Genomic DNA, 15438 nt, shown 5'->3' on the forward strand with positions numbered 1-15438 from the left:
GTGAACCGTCAGGCCGCCCGATACTGATTGCGTGACTCCGGCGTGCGATACAGGAACAGGGTCGCGAGCAGACCGCAGATTGCCGCCACGCCGAGGACCAGGCCCGGCGCCGCCTTGTTGCTGGTCACGTGGATCAGCAGCGTGGCGATGGCCGGCGTGAAGCCGCCGATCGTCGTCGCGAGACTGTACGCGAGCGAGAAGCCAGCGGTTCGCACTTCGACCGGCATCACTTCGGTCAGCGCGACGACCATCGCGCCGTTGTAGCAGCCGTACAGGAACGACAACCACAGCTGCACGGCGAGCAGACGCGCGAACGACGGTTCGGCGACGAGCCATTGCAGCGCCGGATACGCGGTGAGGATCGTCAGGATCGTGAACGCTAGCAGCACCGGACGGCGGCCGATGCGGTCCGACAACGCGCCGGACAACGGCAGCCAGATCAGATTCGAGATACCGACGCAGACGGTGACGACGAGCGCGTCGATCGCCGACAGCTTCAGCACTTCCCTGCCGAAGGTCGGCGTGTAAGCGGTGATCATGTAGAACGACACGGTCGTCATGACGACCATGCCCATGCCGCCCAGCACGATCGGGTAGTTCGCGAGCATCGACTTCAGGATCTCGCCCATGCTCGGACGATGCTTGCGCGCCGTGAACTCCTCGGTTTCCTGCAGCGAGCGGCGGATGATGAACAGGAACGGCACGATCAGACAGCCGATCAGGAACGGCACGCGCCAGCCCCACGCGAACATCTGCTCGGCGGGCAGAATCTTGTTGAGCATCACGCCGATCAGCGCGGCGAATACCACCGCGACCTGCTGGCTGCCCGACTGCCACGAGCAATAGAAGCCCTTGTTGCCCTTCGTCGCGATCTCCGACAGATACACCGACACGCCGCCGAGCTCAGCGCCGGCGGAGAAGCCTTGCAGCAGCCGGCCGAGCAGCACCAGCACGGGCGCCACGAGCCCGATGGTCGCGTAGCCCGGTATCGTCGCGACCGTCAGCGTGCCGAGCGCCATCAGGCTCAGCGTGAGGATCAGGCCTTTGCGACGGCCGTGATGGTCGATGTAGGCGCCGAGCACGATCGCGCCGAGCGGACGCATCAGGAAGCCCGCGCCGAACACGGACAGCGACAGCATCAGCGACGCGAAATCGCTGCCGCCAGGAAAGTAGGTCTTGGCGATCGCGGAAGCGTAGTAGCCATAGACCATGAAGTCGTACATTTCAAGAAAGTTGCCGCTGACAACGCGGAACACTGTCTTGACCTTGGATTCTTCGGTGGTGGAAGCGGCGTGGGTCGCTGTAGACATGACACTCTCGGATAGGCCCGCCGCCCTGCCGGACGGATCGACGCGGACGGTGACGAGCGGGCAGTTGAAACGATCCACCGCGTTTGGCAAGCGGATGCCGCAGGCGGACGCACAGGTATAAGCAAGTGCGCCCGCGGGCGCCGCATTCTGCTGCTCACGGCGCTCATTCGATATGAGGGTAAACGCTGAGCTCGATGTCGGGCCGATGCCACGTAATGTTACTGCTGATAGGGTCGACGCGAAACGCATACAGTTTGCTTACGCGCGACACCCGCGGGCGGCGGTAGACTGTCCGCGCGAGGCCATTCAGTCGATTACGCCGATGCGAACCACCCCTGCTCTTTCCCTGCGCCCCGCCACGCTCGAGGACGCCGCGCTGATTGCGTCGATCCACAGCGCCAGTTGGCAGGCGACCTATCGCGGTCTGTTGCCCGACGCGTTCCTCGACGGCGAAGTCACGCGCGAACGCGCCGCCTATTGGGAAGCACGTCTCGGCGCGCCGGGCGGCGAGCGCCGCATCGTGCTGATCGCCGAGCTGGCCGGCGAGCCGGCCGGCTTCGTGTGTGTCGAGCGCCAGCCCGAGTCCGCGTGGGGCGTGCTGCTCGACAACCTGCATGCGCTGCCCGGTTATCAGGGCATCGGCGTCGGCAAAACACTGATGCACGCAGCCGTAGACTGGACGCGCGCGCAAGGCGAGGCACAGCTGTATCTGTATGTGCTCGAGGGCAATACGGCGGCGATCGGCTTTTACGAGCGACACGGCTGGCAGTTGGTCGGCGCGGAGCCCGATCAGATGGGCGGCGTGGATATCACCGCGTTGCGCTACGTGTACCGGTTGAAGGCTTGAACGCCGTGGTTGAGTGTGCGTGAAGCGCGTGGCGTCGCGGGGACGGCGCGCGCCGGCGGTGTTCCTGTTTTCGGAGTCATCTGAACGGTGGACGACGTAGTTTCAAGGCATGATTTTCTGTTGCCGATGGCTTCATCGGCCCCCTACAAATTCCGTCACTGCCGCACCGGTGAGCCTGTCCGAGACACCGGAAGAAACCGATGACCAGCACGCCGCTCATCCTGATCGAAGGCGCATTTGCGCTTCCCCCTCTCCGTGCGCTCGACCACCTGCCCGAACCGTTCGGCCGCGACTGGACGTTGCTGTCCGGCGCTCAGCGCTGGCGAACCGGGCTCGATTCGCTGTATGCCGCGCTGCTGCGCACGGTGTGCATCAGAGATCAGCAGTTGCTGTCGTATGGGCAGTGGGTGTCGATCGACGGCGTGCTGACCGACATGAAGCGGCCGGCAGAGACGCCCGTCGCGAACGCCACGCAGCCTGCCGGGGAACCGTCGCATACCGCGACGGCGGCGCATCCCGCTATGCAACGGAAGGTGCCTCAGGGTCCAATGCGAATCCCGCTCAAGGCCCGCTCGCCGCGAATCGCGCAGCGACGCACTGTGCGGCATCGGCGAACGGTCGCGGCGAGTGCCGGCGTAATCGGCTGCGTCGCGGTGCTGGCGTGGTGGATCGTCGATCAGCCTCTGGCGCCGCGGCATATGGCCTCCGACATGCTGAAATCGGCGCAAGCTCTGATGCCCCGTCGCGATGCGCCGGCGCCGGTAGAAAAGCGTCGTGCGCAGCATCTGGTTGCGAGTCCCGAGGCACCGGTGATTGCGGAGGCCGTCACAGCGGCTCCTGTGCCTCCGCCATTACCTGTCGACGTGACCGCCGCCGCACCCGCGCGCATCGTGGCTTTGCCTCAGGGCACCGCCACGCGACATGCGCCCACCCCGCGTGACGCGATTCGCTCGTCGCCTCCGCGTCGTGCGCTTCGCGTGCAAACGCGTCCGCTTCCGGTAAATCGCCATGCCGCGAATGACCCATCGCATGAAGCGCGCGTTCGTACCCGGTTCGGCGAAGACGGATACGCTGATGTAACGACGTTCGCCATGATGTCTTTGCGCGACGTCGCGCCGCTGCCGCGCTCCACCGTGTCGAACAATCTGCCGGTAAATAGCACCGAGTGGATGAACCACATATCGCAGCGTCGCGTCACCGAAATCCCGGAACAATTCGCGCAATGAGCGCCGCCGTTACTTCGACGCAGGCAAGCCCGCTTCCATCTGCTGCTGCAAGCGCGTGACCGCGCTCTGAAGCTGACGCAATTGCGCCTGCGCGTTGTCGCGCTCCGCGCGCAGCGCGAGCGCCTCGTCGCGCGTCTGCCGCTGCCGGTCGTCGACCTTCGCCTGCTGCGTGCGGGCGACGTCGAGATCGGTCTGCAGCCGTTGCGCCTGCTGCTGCGATATCGCGATGCTGCCCTGCAGATACGCATTCTGCGCCTGCAACCGCGTGCGATGAATCTCGACGTCCGCGAGTTGCTGCGTCTGCTGCGCGAAACCGGCGTAGACCGCTTCCGCGCGCTCTGCCGAATCGCTCCTGATCACGCGCCAGAAATGCTTGTTCTGAAACAACGCGACGTAGTACGTCATCCGCGGCGGATGGAAGAACAGGCTCGCACCGTAGCTGCCGTTGTAGGTCGTGCGCAGTTCGCTGAGGTTCGCGTCGTGGATCAACTGGATCAAATCGGCGACGTCGCCGCGCGCGGCGGCGGGCGTATTCGCGGACACCTCGGGCTCAGCGACGGACTGGGGGCCAGCCTCTCGCGGCGCCAACTCCCCTGGAGCCGGCCGCGTGCCCGCCAGCGGCGCGCTCACGCTGTCCTGCTGTGCCACCGCAACACCCGCATGCCACAACGCATAGACACCGGCGAGCAACATAGCGCGCCGGATAACCAAGGAGTACTTCATATGCCTGCTCCACGCCGATCCAGAATGACGTTGGATTATCGCGCGGATTTATCGCGACGCGAAGCTCGTGGGCACTGTATGGACACGCTCGAAATCGAGATAGACGGTTGGCGCAGCGAACCACTCCATCCAAAATCACAGTCGCAAAATAAAGACGCCACCCAGCTCGCACTCCTGATTATTTCGAGAGAAGAAAACGCACTGCCACATAACGTGGCAGTGCGTCAGAATGGAATGGCTCCGTCGGGCTGCGGAAAACAGCGAAAGCGCGGGACCGATGCGCAACCACGCCGCGGACTCAACCTCGACCGCGCACGCCGCACCAACGCAAACCCGCCATGCTTAAAACCGCGTCTCCCGCGCGACCCGCAGGAACGTATCGAGCAACGGCGTGCAATCGAGCAGCTCCGGTCCGCCCGCGCGATGAAACTCCGGGTGCCACTGCACGCCCATCACGAACGGCGCGCGCCGGTAGCGCACGGCCTCGATGATGCCGTCCGACGCCGACACCGCCTCGATATTCAGATCGCGGCCCAGCGTCTTTACCGCCTGATGGTGGATCGAGTTGACGATCGCGTCGCGCCGTCCGGGGAACATGTTCAGCAGCGTCGAGCCATCCGGAAAATGCACGCCGTGCCGGTGCTGATCGTAGTTTTCGTTGACGTGGGCGTTCGCGGTGGGCACTTCGGTCGCGATGTCCTGATATAGCGTGCCGCCGAACGCGACATTGATCAGCTGACAGCCGCGGCACACGCCGAGCACCGGCTTGCCCGATTCGACGAACTCGTGCAGCAGCTCGAGCTCGTACATGTCGCGCACGCGGTCACCGGGCCATTCGTGGCTGGTCGCCGATTCCGCATACGTCTGCGGCGACACGTCGGCGCCGCCTTGCAGCAGCAGGCCATCGAGATGCTTCGCATAGTCGCGCAGACGGATGTTGCTCGGGTGCAGCATGCCCTGATGACCAACGGTCGGGATCATGAACACCAGCACGTCGCGCGACATCACCCAGTGCGCGACCGATTCCTCCAGATACTGCAGTGTCTTGCCGCGCAAGCCCTTCGCGCCCGGTTCCGGGTGGAAGATGCGCGCCGACACGCCGATGCGCAGCGTGCGCTGCGTGATCCGCTGCCCCGCGCGATCGAACAGCTGCCGCGCGCGCGCCGCGATGATCCGGCCGAACACGCTCCACGCGGAGTCGCTCTGCTTCAGATAACGCGGTGGCGACGGCGGCAGCGCGTTGGGTGGCGGCGGGTGCGTGGCGCTGAAATCGGGTGCCGCGCCGAAACCGGGCGGCGGCGAGCCGGGCGCACGCGCCGCGGGTGCGGCGGCTGCCTCGGTGGCGATTTCGTCGTCGGTGGCGAGGTCCGCGGCGCTAATGCCGCCCGCGTGCGGCTCGCCGGCGGCCGCCGTCGGTTTGACGACTGGCTCGGGTTTCACCATGGTCGCGCGGCCGGCGTACGGACCAGCGCGCCGCGCTTCGCGCTCGTGCACCTTGGCTTCCTGCCGCGCGGTCGATTCGGCGGCGGCGCTGCGCGCCTCGGCCGCGTCGCGCAGCCGCGCCGTGCGCGGATCTTCGGGCGTTAGTGCCGATGCGCTGAGCGGATCGTCGGTCGACGACCTCGCGGTCGCCTCCTCGGCCGCCGGGCTCGTGTCTTTGGCGGCCGACTGGGTGGCATCTTCATGCGACGGAGGAAGCGAGGCGGCCGGTTCGGCCGGTGCGCTGCTCGGCGCGGGGGAGGCCGGCTGCGGACTGCCAGTCGTGCCGGCGTTTTCGGGTTTGTTTTCGCTCATGACTGTCGGACAGGCGCCTTACACGCGAACGGATGAATATGCCCTGATTATCCGTCAGTGCTGCAGGCCCCGCAAACCCGCACACAATTGCTCACATTGTTGCGAAGCGTTACACCGACCCCGCTAAGTCAAGGATCCGGCCGCTCTTCGAAGGTTTCCCGCAACGCGATCTGCATCGACGCATGAATCTTCACGCACCAGCGCCACACGAGCGCGAGCAGCAGCGCGGCGCACACGAGCACCGCGACGAGCAGGCCAGTCGGCGGCAGGATGCTGCCCGACAGCGCCGCCACCAGCAGAAACACGCCGATCATCGACACGATCGGCACGAGATCGGCGATCGCGTGACGCAGCGCGCTCGTGAAGCGTCCCGCCGTGGTCGCCTGCACGCTGACTTCGGCGAGCAGCAGCGCGAGCGACTTGGTCTTGCGATACACGGCCACGAGAAACGGCAGCGAAACGACGAGCGCGACGCTCCACTGCACGACGCGTTGCAGCGGCTCGTCGTCGAGCCAGTGCGCGAGCAGCCGGCCGCTATGCGGCGCGCTATACGACACGGCCAGGAAAATAGCCGCGACGAGCGCGAGATTCACCGCGATCTGCAATACGATCCGCCGCGTCATGCTGACGAGCGTCGGCTCGCCGCGCGCCGTGATCAAACTGCGCAGCCATTGCCCGTACATGCCGAACACGTTGGACAACGTGGCGGGCATCGCCTGCCCAATGCGGCGCGTGAGCGGATCGGCAACGCGGATCAGATATGGCGTCGTCAGCGTCGTCAATGCCGACACGGCGACCGCGATCGGATACAGAAACCCGCTCGTCACCTTCAACGTCAGACCGAGCGTCGCGATGATGAACGAGAACTCGCCGATCTGCGACACGGTCATGCCGACGCGCATCGAGGTGCGCGCGTCCTGCCCCGACAGAAACGTGCCGAGCCCGCACGACACGATCTTGCCGACGATCACCGCGAGCGTGATCACGGCGATCGGCCACCCGTAGTCGAGCATCACGGCCGGGTTCAGCATCAGTCCGATCGTCACGAAGAAGATCGCGGAAAACGCGTCGCGCAGCGGCGCGATCAGATGCTCGATCCGACGCAGATGACGCGACTCGGCCATGATCGCGCCGATCAGGAACGCGCCGAGCGCGATGCTGTAATCGAGCTTGACGACCAGCAGACAGAAGCCGAAGCAGAAGCCGAGCACGGACACGAGCATCATCTCGTCGCTGCCCGTGCGCGCGACGTAGTTCAGCGCGCGCGGCACGAGCAGCACGCCGACCAGCAGCGACACCGTCATGAACAGCAGCAGCTTGCCGAGCGTGACGGCCGCGAGCCCGGCCGACAGCTGCCCGGTCTGCGCGATGCCGGTCAGCAGCACGAGCATCGCGATACCGAGAATGTCCTCGACGATCAGAATGCCGAACACGAGCTGCGCGAAGCTTTCGCGTTTGAGTCCGAGATCGGACAGCGCCTTCACGATGATCGTCGTCGACGAGATCGCGAGGATCGCGCCGAGGAACAGCGAGTCCATCGGAGTCCAGCCGAACGCGCTGCCGATCTCGTAGCCGATCCACAGCATCAGCACGATTTCCGACAGCGCGGCGACGATCGCCGTCGCGCCGACCTCGAACAGCTTGCGCAGGCTGAATTCGAGGCCCAGCGAAAACATCAGGAACACGACGCCCAGCTCGCCGAGCGTCTGGATCGTCTGTTCGTCGTGGATCAATTGGAACGGCGGCGTGTACGGTCCGATGATCACGCCGGCCGCGATATAGCCGAGCACCACCGGCTGCTTCAGGCGATGGAACAGCACGGTGACGACGCCGGCCAGCGCCATCACGACGGCCAGATCCTGGATGAAGCCGATGCCATGGTGCATGAGCGCTTTTCTTACAAACGGTAATCTCGAAAAGCGCAGTGTAGCAAACGAACCGACCAGCTTTCTGGCGAATTCGCGTGCCACGTCGCGCCGCCAGTAGCAGGCCGCTCGGCCGCAAAACCTTGCTCTACAATGCGGACGGACCTTTCCCTTTGGCTCCGCACTGCTTCGCTCATGCGCCCGCGCTGCGCTCAACCGGATTTCTACCGACATCATGGCCACTGAATTCGCCCCTTTCCCGCCGCTTGCCCAGCTTGCCGCCGATCTCGCCGCCGGCCGCACGACGAGCCGCGCGCTCGTCGAAACCGCGCTGGACCGGATCGCCGATCCGGCTGGCCAGGGCGCCGCCGTCTTCATGCACGTCGACACCGACGCCGCGCGCGCCGCCGCCGACGCGCACGACCGCCTGCGCGCGGCCGGCACCGTGCTGTCGCCGCTCGCCGGGATTCCGGTGTCGGTCAAGGACCTGTTCGACATCGAAGACCAGCCGACCCGCGCGGGCTCCGTCGTGCTCGCCGACGCGCCCGCCGCGAAGGCCGACGCGGTCGCGGTCGCGCGTCTGAAGCGGGCCGGCGCCGTGATCGTCGGGCGGACCAACATGAGCGAGTTCGCGTTTTCCGGACTCGGCCTGAATCCGCACTACGGCCATCCGCTGTCGCCGTATCGGCGCGGCGTGAAGGGCGACGAGCGGATTTCGGGCGGCTCGTCGTCGGGCGCGGCCGCATCGGTCGCCGACGGCATGGCCGCGGTCGCGCTCGGCACCGACACCGGCGGCTCGATCCGCATCCCGGCCGCCTTGTGCGGGCTGACCGGCTTCAAGCCGACCGCCGCGCGCATCCCGAAGCAGGGCGGCGTGCCGCTGTCGTCGACGCTCGATTCGTTCGGGCCGATCGGCGTGTCGGTCGCATGCTGCGCGCTGGTCGACCGGATGCTCGCCGGGCTCGAGCCGCGCATCCCGGCCGCGCGGCCGCTCGAAGGCGTGCGCCTCGGCGTGCTGACCAATTTCGTGACCGACGGCGTCGAGCCCGAAGTCGCGCGCGCGATCGATACCGCGCTCAAGCATCTGGAGGCGGCCGGCGCGATCGTCAGCGAGGTGCGCTTCGCGCCGCTCGACCGGCTGCCGGAGATCAACCGCTTCGGCTTTTCGTCGATCGAGGCGTATGCGTGGCATCGTCCGCTGCTCGACAAGCATCGCGAGCAGTACGATCCGCGCGTGCTCGTGCGCATCATGAAGGGGCAGCCGGCCAGCGCGGTCGATTATCTGGACCTCGTCGCCGAGCGCAACGCGATGCTCGACGAAGCCGCGCGCACGCTGTGGCAGCGTTTCGACGCGGTCGTCGCGCCGACCGTGCCGGTCGTGCCGCCGCGCCTCGCCGACCTGCTCAACGACGACGACGCGTTCGGCCGCACCAATGCGCTGATCCTGCGCAATCCGAGCGCGTTCAACTTCCTCGATAGCTGCGCGCTGTCGCTGCCGTGCCATCTGCGCGGCGACGCGCCGGTCGGCCTGATGCTGGCGGGCGCACCGCACGCCGACGACGCGCTGCTCGCGATCGGCCGCGCGGCCGAGGCAGTGCTGAAAGCGATCCGGTAAAGCGCGCCGGGGTTGGCCGCCCGGCGCGGTCGCCGCCGCGCCAATGTTCAGGCAATCAGTGGCGCGGCCGGGGTTCGCGCTAGAATCGCGGGCACCCGCCCTTTCGTCTCCAGAGCAATCGAAGATCCATGACTAACGACTCCGCAATGCTGCGCCGCGAGCGCACCCTGCTGGTTCTGCTCGGCCTGATCTGCCTCGCCCTCGTGGGCGGTGCGTTGTATCTGCAGTTCGGCCTGCGCGAAGACCCGTGCCCGCTGTGCATCATCCAGCGCTATTTCTTCCTGCTGATCGCGATCTTCGCGTTCCTCGGCGCGCGCTTCAGGCACTGGCGCGGCGTGCGCCTGCTCGAAGTGATGGCGGCGCTGTCGGCGCTCGCCGGCATCGCGACCGCGGCGCGCCATGTGTACATCCAGGCGAATCCTGGCTTCAGCTGCGGCTTCGACGCACTGCAGCCGGTGGTCGACAGCCTGCCCCCCGCGCACTGGCTGCCGAGCGTGTTCAAGGTCGCGGGCCTGTGCGAAACCGCCTATCCGCCGATTCTCGGGCTGACGCTGCCGATGTGGTCGGGCGTCGCGTTTATCGTCGCGTTCGTCGCGCTGGTGCTGAGCCTGGTGCGCAATCGCCATCGGGTGTCCTGACGGCGGTCAACCTGGCCGAGCGAGCTTCGAACGCCGCCTGAAGCGCCGAACTCGCCGCCAGGACGCTTGCCGATTCGCATCGCCAATGACGCCGGACTTCGTGTTGCCCATGCCGGGCACCGAAGTCCGGCGTTTTTTCTGCGCGACGTTCCGCGATCGCGCGCCGTTCCTGTCGGTCCCCGCTCCGCGCACGCAACTTCTCGCCTCGGCGCGAATCGTACCCGGATCATGACCGCCGCCGCATGAGCTTCATGCGACACGGGAAATATTTTCGGGCCGGGGTAGTGCTATCTTCGGGTATGGATGGCGATCTACGTGCGCGAGGCCGGCTTTTTGCGACCCCATGCGTAACGCGCGCCCGGTCCGCACTGTCTTCCGATTCGCCATGACAACGCAAACCATCCGCTTCTACCACCAGGGGTCCGTCCGCGAGGTCGCGGGCGTGCCGGCGACGCGCACCGTGCTGCAGCACCTGCGCGAGGACTTGCGCTGCACCGGCACCAAGGAAGGCTGCGCGGAAGGCGACTGCGGCGCATGCACAGTCGTGATCGGCGAACTCGATGCGCGCGGCGACCTCACGTTGAAGGCGGTCAACGCCTGCATCCAGTTCCTGCCGACACTCGACGGCCGCGCCCTCTTCACCGTCGAAGACCTGCGCGCCGCGAACGGCGCGCTGCATCCGGTGCAGCAGGCGTTGGTCGACTGCCACGGTTCGCAATGCGGCTTCTGCACACCCGGCTTCGTCATGTCGATGTGGGCGCTCTACGAGAACCAGCCCGTCAGCGCCGGCCTGCCGACCCGCCATGAAATCGACACCGCGCTGTCCGGCAATCTGTGCCGCTGCACGGGCTACCGGCCGATCATCGACGCCGCGCAGAAGATGTTCGACTACGCGCAGCATCCGCGCGTCGCGCTCGATCGCGACGCGATCGCGGCCACGCTGCGCACGCTGCAACGCAAAGACACGTTCGAATACAGCGCGCCAGGCACCCGCGGCGGCGCCTTCGGCTCGCCCACCTTCCACGCCCCGCTCACGCTCGACGCGTTCGCGACGCTGCGCGCGCAGCACCCGGACGCGCGCATCGTCGCGGGCAGCACCGACGTCGGCTTGTGGGTCACCAAGCAGTTCCGGGATCTCGGCGATCTGCTGTACACCGGCAACGTCGCGGAACTGAAGACGATCGCGCGCGACGCGCAAACGCTGACCATCGGTGCGGCGGTCACGCTCGAGGACGCGTACGCGGCGCTCACCGCCGACTACCCCGAACTCGCCGAACTATGGACGCGCTTCGCATCGCTGCCGATCCGCAATGCGGGCACGCTCGGCGGCAACGTCGCGAACGGCTCGCCGATCGGCGATTCGATGCCGGCACTGCTCGCGCTCGGCGCCGACGTCGAGTTGCGCCGCGATCGCACGACCCGCACCGTGCCGCTCGACGCGTTCTACCTCGGCTATCAGAAGACCGCGCTCGCGGAAGGCGAATTCGTCAGCGCGCTGCGCGTGCCTCGCCCGGCCGGCGCGCTGCGGTTTCGCACCTACAAGGTGGCGAAGCGTTACGACCAGGACATCTCGGCGGTGTGCGCAGCGTTTGCGCTGCACGTCGCGGAAGATGGCACGATCCGCGCGGCGCGGGTCGCGTTTGGCGGCATGGCGGCGACGCCGAAGCGGGCCGCGCATGCCGAAGCCGCGCTCAACGGCGCGGCGTGGAACGAACCGACGGCCCGTCGCGCGATGGACGCGCTCGCCGCCGACTACCAGCCGCTCACCGACATGCGCGCGTCGAGCGCGTATCGGCTGAGGGTCGCGCGCAATCTGCTGTGGCGCTTCTACCTCGAAACGCGCGACGACGCGCCGCTCGCGCTCTGCGACGTGAACGCGTTCGCGTTCGAGGCCAACGCAGCCGTCGTGAAGGAGTCGCCGTGATGAACCGGACCGATGCCTTTATCGAACCCGCGGGCGCGCGTGCCGATCAACGCGAGGACGCGTCGATCGGCGTACCGCTGCCGCACGAATCCGCCGCGCTGCACGTGAGCGGCGAAGCGACCTACACGGACGACATCGCCGAGCTGCACGGCACGCTGCACGCGGCGCTCGGCCTGTCGCGCCATGCGCATGCGCGCATCGTGTCGATGGATCTCGACGCGGTGAGAAACGCGCCCGGCGTGATCGCGGTGCTGAGTGCCGACGATATCCCCGGCGAAAACAATTGCGGCCCGGTGCTGCACGACGATCCGATCCTCGCCGACGGCGAAGTGCTCTATCTCGGCCAGCCGGTCTTCGCGGTGATCGCCGAGAGCCACGAACTCGCACGTCGCGCCGCCGCGCTCGCGAAAAGCGACGACGTGATCCGCTACGAGCCGCTCGACGCGATCCTCACCGCCGCCGAAGCGAAAGCCGCGAAGCAGTTCGTGCTGCCGCCACTGCATCTGCGGCGCGGCGACCCCGACGCGAAGATCGCCGCCGCGCCGCATCGACTGGCCGGCAGGTTCGAGGTCGGCGGCCAGGAGCAGTTCTATCTCGAAGGCCAGATCGCCTATGCGGTGCCGAAGGAAATGGACGGCATGCTCGTCTACAGCTCGACGCAGCATCCGAGCGAGATGCAGCAGGTCGTCGCGCACATGCTCGACTGGCCCGCGCATAACGTCGTCTGCGAATGCCGGCGCATGGGCGGCGGCTTCGGCGGCAAAGAATCGCAATCGGCGCTGTTCGCGTGCGTGGCCGCGCTTGCGGCGCAACGCCTGCGTCGCCCGGTCAAGCTGCGCGCCGATCGCGACGACGACTTTCTGATCACCGGCAAGCGCCACGATGCAGTCTACGAGTACGAAGCGGGCTTTGACGAGCAAGGCCGCCTGCTTGGCGTGCGCGTCGAAATCGCATTGCGCGCCGGCTACTCCGCGGATCTGTCCGGCGCGGTCGCGACGCGCGCGGTGTGCCACTTCGACAACGCGTACTACCTGTCCGACGTCGATATCGTCGCGCTGTGCTGCAAGACCAATACGCAGTCGAACACCGCGTTTCGCGGCTTCGGCGGACCACAAGGCGCGCTCGTGATGGAGGTGCTGCTCGACGGCATCGCGCGCGAGCTGCGGCTCGATCCGCTCGACGTGCGGCTCGCGAATTACTACGGCGTCGGCGAACGCGATACGACGCCGTACGGACAACGCGTCGAAGACAACATCATCGCGCCGCTGACCGACGCGCTGCTAGATTCGAGTGACTACCGCGCGCGTCGCGCGGCACTCGCCGAATTCAATGCGAAGAGTCCCGTGCTCAAACGCGGCCTCGCGTTTTCGCCGGTCAAGTTCGGCATCTCGTTCAACGTGCCGTTCCTGAATCAGGCCGGCGCGCTCGTGCACGTGTACAAGGACGGCTCCGTGCTCGTCAATCACGGCGGCACCGAGATGGGCCAGGGGCTCAACACGAAAGTCGCGCAGGTGGTCGCGAATCAGTTCGGCTTGCCGTTATCGCGCGTCCGGGTGACCGCGACCGATACCTCGAAGATCGCCAACACGTCGGCCACCGCGGCCTCGACCGGCAGCGACCTGAACGGCATGGCCGCCGAAGCCGCCGCGCGGACGATCCGCGCGCGGCTCGCGGAACTCGCGGTGCGCCAGCTCGGCGGCGACGCGAACGACGTGCAATTCGCGCGCGGCAGCGTGTCGGTGAACGGCGGCGCGCTGCCGTTCGAACAGCTCGTCAACGCCGCGTATCTCGCGCGCGTGCAGTTGTGGTCGGACGGCTTCTACGCGACGCCGAAAGTGCATTGGGATGCGAAGTCGCTGACCGGTCATCCGTTCTATTACTTCGCGTACGGTGCGGCGGTGTCGGAGGTCGTCGTCGATACGCTGACCGGCGAGTGGAAGCTCCTGCGCGCGGACGTGCTGCACGACGCGGGCCAGTCGATCAATCCGGCGATCGATCTCGGCCAGATCGAAGGCGCCTTCATTCAGGGCATGGGCTGGCTCACCACTGAAGAGCTATGGTGGAGCCGCGACGGCCGCCTGATGACGCACGCGCCGTCGACGTACAAGATTCCAGCGGTCAGCGACACGCCCGCCGCGTTCCACGTTCGGCTCTACGACAACAGCAACGCCGAGCCGACCGTGTTCCGCTCGAAGGCGGTCGGCGAGCCGCCGTTGCTGCTGCCGTTTTCGGTGTTTCTCGCGATTCGCGACGCGATCGCGGCCGCAGTGCCGGGCGCGCGACATGCTCCGCCGTTGCGCGCGCCGGCGACGCCCGAGGCGATACTCGATGCGCTGGACGCTTTGAACGCGTCGGACGCGTCGCAGAACGCAAACCCGGTCGAACCCGCCGCGCACCCCGACAGCGCCGTCCCCCACACGCCACCCGCCGCGCCGACACCTGACGCGGCCCCCCACGGAGAATCGCCGGATGCAAGCCTGGCTCACTGACCTGCAACATCTGCTCGCGCATGGCGACGCCGCCGTGCTGGTGACGGTCGCGCGCGTCGAAGGTTCGGCGCCGCGCGAAGCCGGCACGAAGATGATCGTCACGCGCGAGGCGGCCAGGCATACGATTGGCGGCGGCCACCTCGAATGGAAGGCGATCGAGACCGCGCGCCAGGTGCTGCGCGACGGCATGCGCGCGCCGCACATGCGCCGGCTCGAACGCTTCGCGCTGGGGCCGAGCCTCGGCCAGTGCTGCGGCGGCGCCGTGATCCTCGCGTTCGAGCGGCTCGACGTCGGCGATCTCGGCTGGCTCACGTCGCTCGCCAAGCGCCTCGCGGCGGGGCAATCGACGGTGCGTAGCGTATCATTCGGCCCCGCGCCGGATGCGGTGATGCTGTCCGAGCCCGAGCCCGGCATCGACGGCGCCGACTGTCTGCTGTGGGACGGCGCCGGTTTCGACGACAGCAGCGCGCTCCTGACCGAAACGATCGCGCCGGGCGAATTCGCCGTCGTGCTGTTCGGCGCCGGTCACGTCGGCGCGGCGCTCGTGCGCGTGCTGGCGACACTGCCTTGCACGGTGCGCTGGGTCGACGAGCGCGACGCGCAGTTTCCGTCGCTCGATGCGCTGCACGCGCCGAACGTGACGATCGACGCGAACGACGCACCCGACGAGGCGATCGATCAGGCCGCGCCGAACACGTACTTCGTCGTGATGACGCACAACCACGCGCGCGATCTCGAACTGGCCGAACGCATCCTGCGGCGCGGCGACTTCGCGTTCTTCGGCATGATCGGCTCGCATACCAAGCGAAAGCAGTTCGAGCATCGGCTCGCGGCTCGCGGCATCGATCCGGCGCGGATCACGCGGATGAAGTGTCCGCTCGGCGTCGACGGCATCGTCGACAAGTCGCCCGAGGTCATCGCGATCTCGGCGGCCGCGCAGGTGTTGCAGGCCGTCGAGGCGAACGCGGGTGCGCGCCACCCGACGCAGGCGGTGTGATACGCGGCCT

At 67.2% G+C, this 15438-nt stretch carries 11 protein-coding genes; 7 read left to right on the forward strand and 4 right to left on the reverse strand.

The window, feature by feature from the left end; all coding sequences use genetic code 11:
* Positions 1 to 8 precede the first annotated feature (8 nt).
* Entirely contained in the window at positions 9 to 1310 is a 1302-nt protein-coding gene (locus OKW29_RS30765) for an MFS transporter (protein ID WP_429293702.1), read from the reverse strand.
* 322 nt (positions 1311 to 1632) lie between these two features.
* On the opposite strand from OKW29_RS30765, the gene OKW29_RS30770 reads away from it, so the two are divergent.
* Both OKW29_RS30770 and OKW29_RS30775 read left to right on the forward strand, forming a co-directional pair.
* Complete coding sequence (locus OKW29_RS30770; protein WP_018421404.1) at positions 1633 to 2157, forward strand: GNAT family N-acetyltransferase; 525 nt, start codon at positions 1633 to 1635, stop codon at positions 2155 to 2157.
* Between the two features lie 200 nt (positions 2158 to 2357).
* Positions 2358 to 3383: a hypothetical protein gene (locus OKW29_RS30775; RefSeq protein ID WP_429293703.1), complete on the forward strand. Its 1026-nt coding sequence runs from the start codon at positions 2358 to 2360 to the stop codon at positions 3381 to 3383.
* A gap of 9 nt (positions 3384 to 3392) precedes the next feature.
* On the opposite strand, the gene OKW29_RS30780 is transcribed toward OKW29_RS30775, so the two are convergent.
* The 3 genes from OKW29_RS30780 to OKW29_RS30790 form a co-directional block, all read right to left on the reverse strand.
* Entirely contained in the window at positions 3393 to 4106 is a 714-nt protein-coding gene (locus OKW29_RS30780) for a DUF2968 domain-containing protein (RefSeq protein ID WP_429293704.1), read from the reverse strand.
* Between the two features lie 342 nt (positions 4107 to 4448).
* Complete coding sequence (locus OKW29_RS30785) at positions 4449 to 5900, reverse strand: gamma-glutamyl-gamma-aminobutyrate hydrolase family protein (RefSeq protein WP_429293705.1); 1452 nt, start codon at positions 5898 to 5900, stop codon at positions 4449 to 4451.
* A gap of 128 nt (positions 5901 to 6028) precedes the next feature.
* Positions 6029 to 7786 (reverse strand): cation:proton antiporter, encoded by a 1758-nt coding sequence (locus OKW29_RS30790; protein ID WP_429293706.1) that lies wholly within the window; start codon positions 7784 to 7786, stop codon positions 6029 to 6031.
* 214 nt (positions 7787 to 8000) lie between these two features.
* On the opposite strand from OKW29_RS30790, the gene OKW29_RS30795 reads away from it, so the two are divergent.
* The 5 genes from OKW29_RS30795 to xdhC all read left to right on the forward strand — a co-directional run bounded on the left by OKW29_RS30795 (position 8001) and on the right by xdhC (position 15428).
* Positions 8001 to 9380 (forward strand): amidase, encoded by a 1380-nt coding sequence (locus OKW29_RS30795; protein WP_429293707.1) that lies wholly within the window; start codon positions 8001 to 8003, stop codon positions 9378 to 9380.
* A 128-nt stretch (positions 9381 to 9508) separates the two neighbouring features.
* The gene (locus OKW29_RS30800) at positions 9509 to 10018 is read left to right on the forward strand and encodes a disulfide bond formation protein B (protein ID WP_184070759.1); all 510 of its coding nucleotides are present in this window, start codon (positions 9509 to 9511) and stop codon (positions 10016 to 10018) included.
* Positions 10019 to 10403: 385 nt separating this feature from the next.
* Positions 10404 to 11942: a xanthine dehydrogenase small subunit gene (gene xdhA, locus OKW29_RS30805; RefSeq protein WP_429293708.1), complete on the forward strand. Its 1539-nt coding sequence runs from the start codon at positions 10404 to 10406 to the stop codon at positions 11940 to 11942.
* A complete protein-coding gene (gene xdhB, locus OKW29_RS30810; RefSeq protein WP_429293709.1) occupies positions 11942 to 14431 on the forward strand; it encodes a xanthine dehydrogenase molybdopterin binding subunit in 2490 nt (829 codons plus the stop codon). The genes xdhA and xdhB overlap by 1 nt, the downstream gene beginning before the upstream one ends.
* A complete protein-coding gene (gene xdhC, locus OKW29_RS30815; RefSeq protein WP_429293710.1) occupies positions 14412 to 15428 on the forward strand; it encodes a xanthine dehydrogenase accessory protein XdhC in 1017 nt (338 codons plus the stop codon). The genes xdhB and xdhC overlap by 20 nt, the downstream gene beginning before the upstream one ends.
* The last annotated feature ends 10 nt before the right edge of the window (positions 15429 to 15438 follow it).

This window comes from Paraburkholderia sp. CI3, assembly GCF_050436505.1.
Lineage (GTDB): Bacteria > Pseudomonadota > Gammaproteobacteria > Burkholderiales > Burkholderiaceae > Paraburkholderia > Paraburkholderia tuberum.

What these genes read in the sequence shown, in the direction of transcription:
- OKW29_RS30770 (WP_018421404.1), top strand. Translation starts at nt 1,633, where the DNA reads ATGCGAACCACCCCTGCTCTTTCCCTGCGCCCCGCCACGCTCGAGGAC.
- xdhA (WP_429293708.1), top strand. Translation starts at nt 10,404, where the DNA reads ATGACAACGCAAACCATCCGCTTCTACCACCAGGGGTCCGTCCGCGAG.
- OKW29_RS30780 (WP_429293704.1), bottom strand. Translation starts at nt 4,106, where the DNA reads ATGAAGTACTCCTTGGTTATCCGGCGCGCTATGTTGCTCGCCGGTGTC.
- OKW29_RS30795 (WP_429293707.1), top strand. Translation starts at nt 8,001, where the DNA reads ATGGCCACTGAATTCGCCCCTTTCCCGCCGCTTGCCCAGCTTGCCGCC.
- OKW29_RS30765 (WP_429293702.1), bottom strand. Translation starts at nt 1,310, where the DNA reads ATGTCTACAGCGACCCACGCCGCTTCCACCACCGAAGAATCCAAGGTC.
- xdhC (WP_429293710.1), top strand. Translation starts at nt 14,412, where the DNA reads ATGCAAGCCTGGCTCACTGACCTGCAACATCTGCTCGCGCATGGCGAC.
- OKW29_RS30775 (WP_429293703.1), top strand. Translation starts at nt 2,358, where the DNA reads ATGACCAGCACGCCGCTCATCCTGATCGAAGGCGCATTTGCGCTTCCC.
- OKW29_RS30790 (WP_429293706.1), bottom strand. Translation starts at nt 7,786, where the DNA reads ATGCACCATGGCATCGGCTTCATCCAGGATCTGGCCGTCGTGATGGCG.
- xdhB (WP_429293709.1), top strand. Translation starts at nt 11,942, where the DNA reads ATGAACCGGACCGATGCCTTTATCGAACCCGCGGGCGCGCGTGCCGAT.
- OKW29_RS30800 (WP_184070759.1), top strand. Translation starts at nt 9,509, where the DNA reads ATGACTAACGACTCCGCAATGCTGCGCCGCGAGCGCACCCTGCTGGTT.
- OKW29_RS30785 (WP_429293705.1), bottom strand. Translation starts at nt 5,900, where the DNA reads ATGAGCGAAAACAAACCCGAAAACGCCGGCACGACTGGCAGTCCGCAG.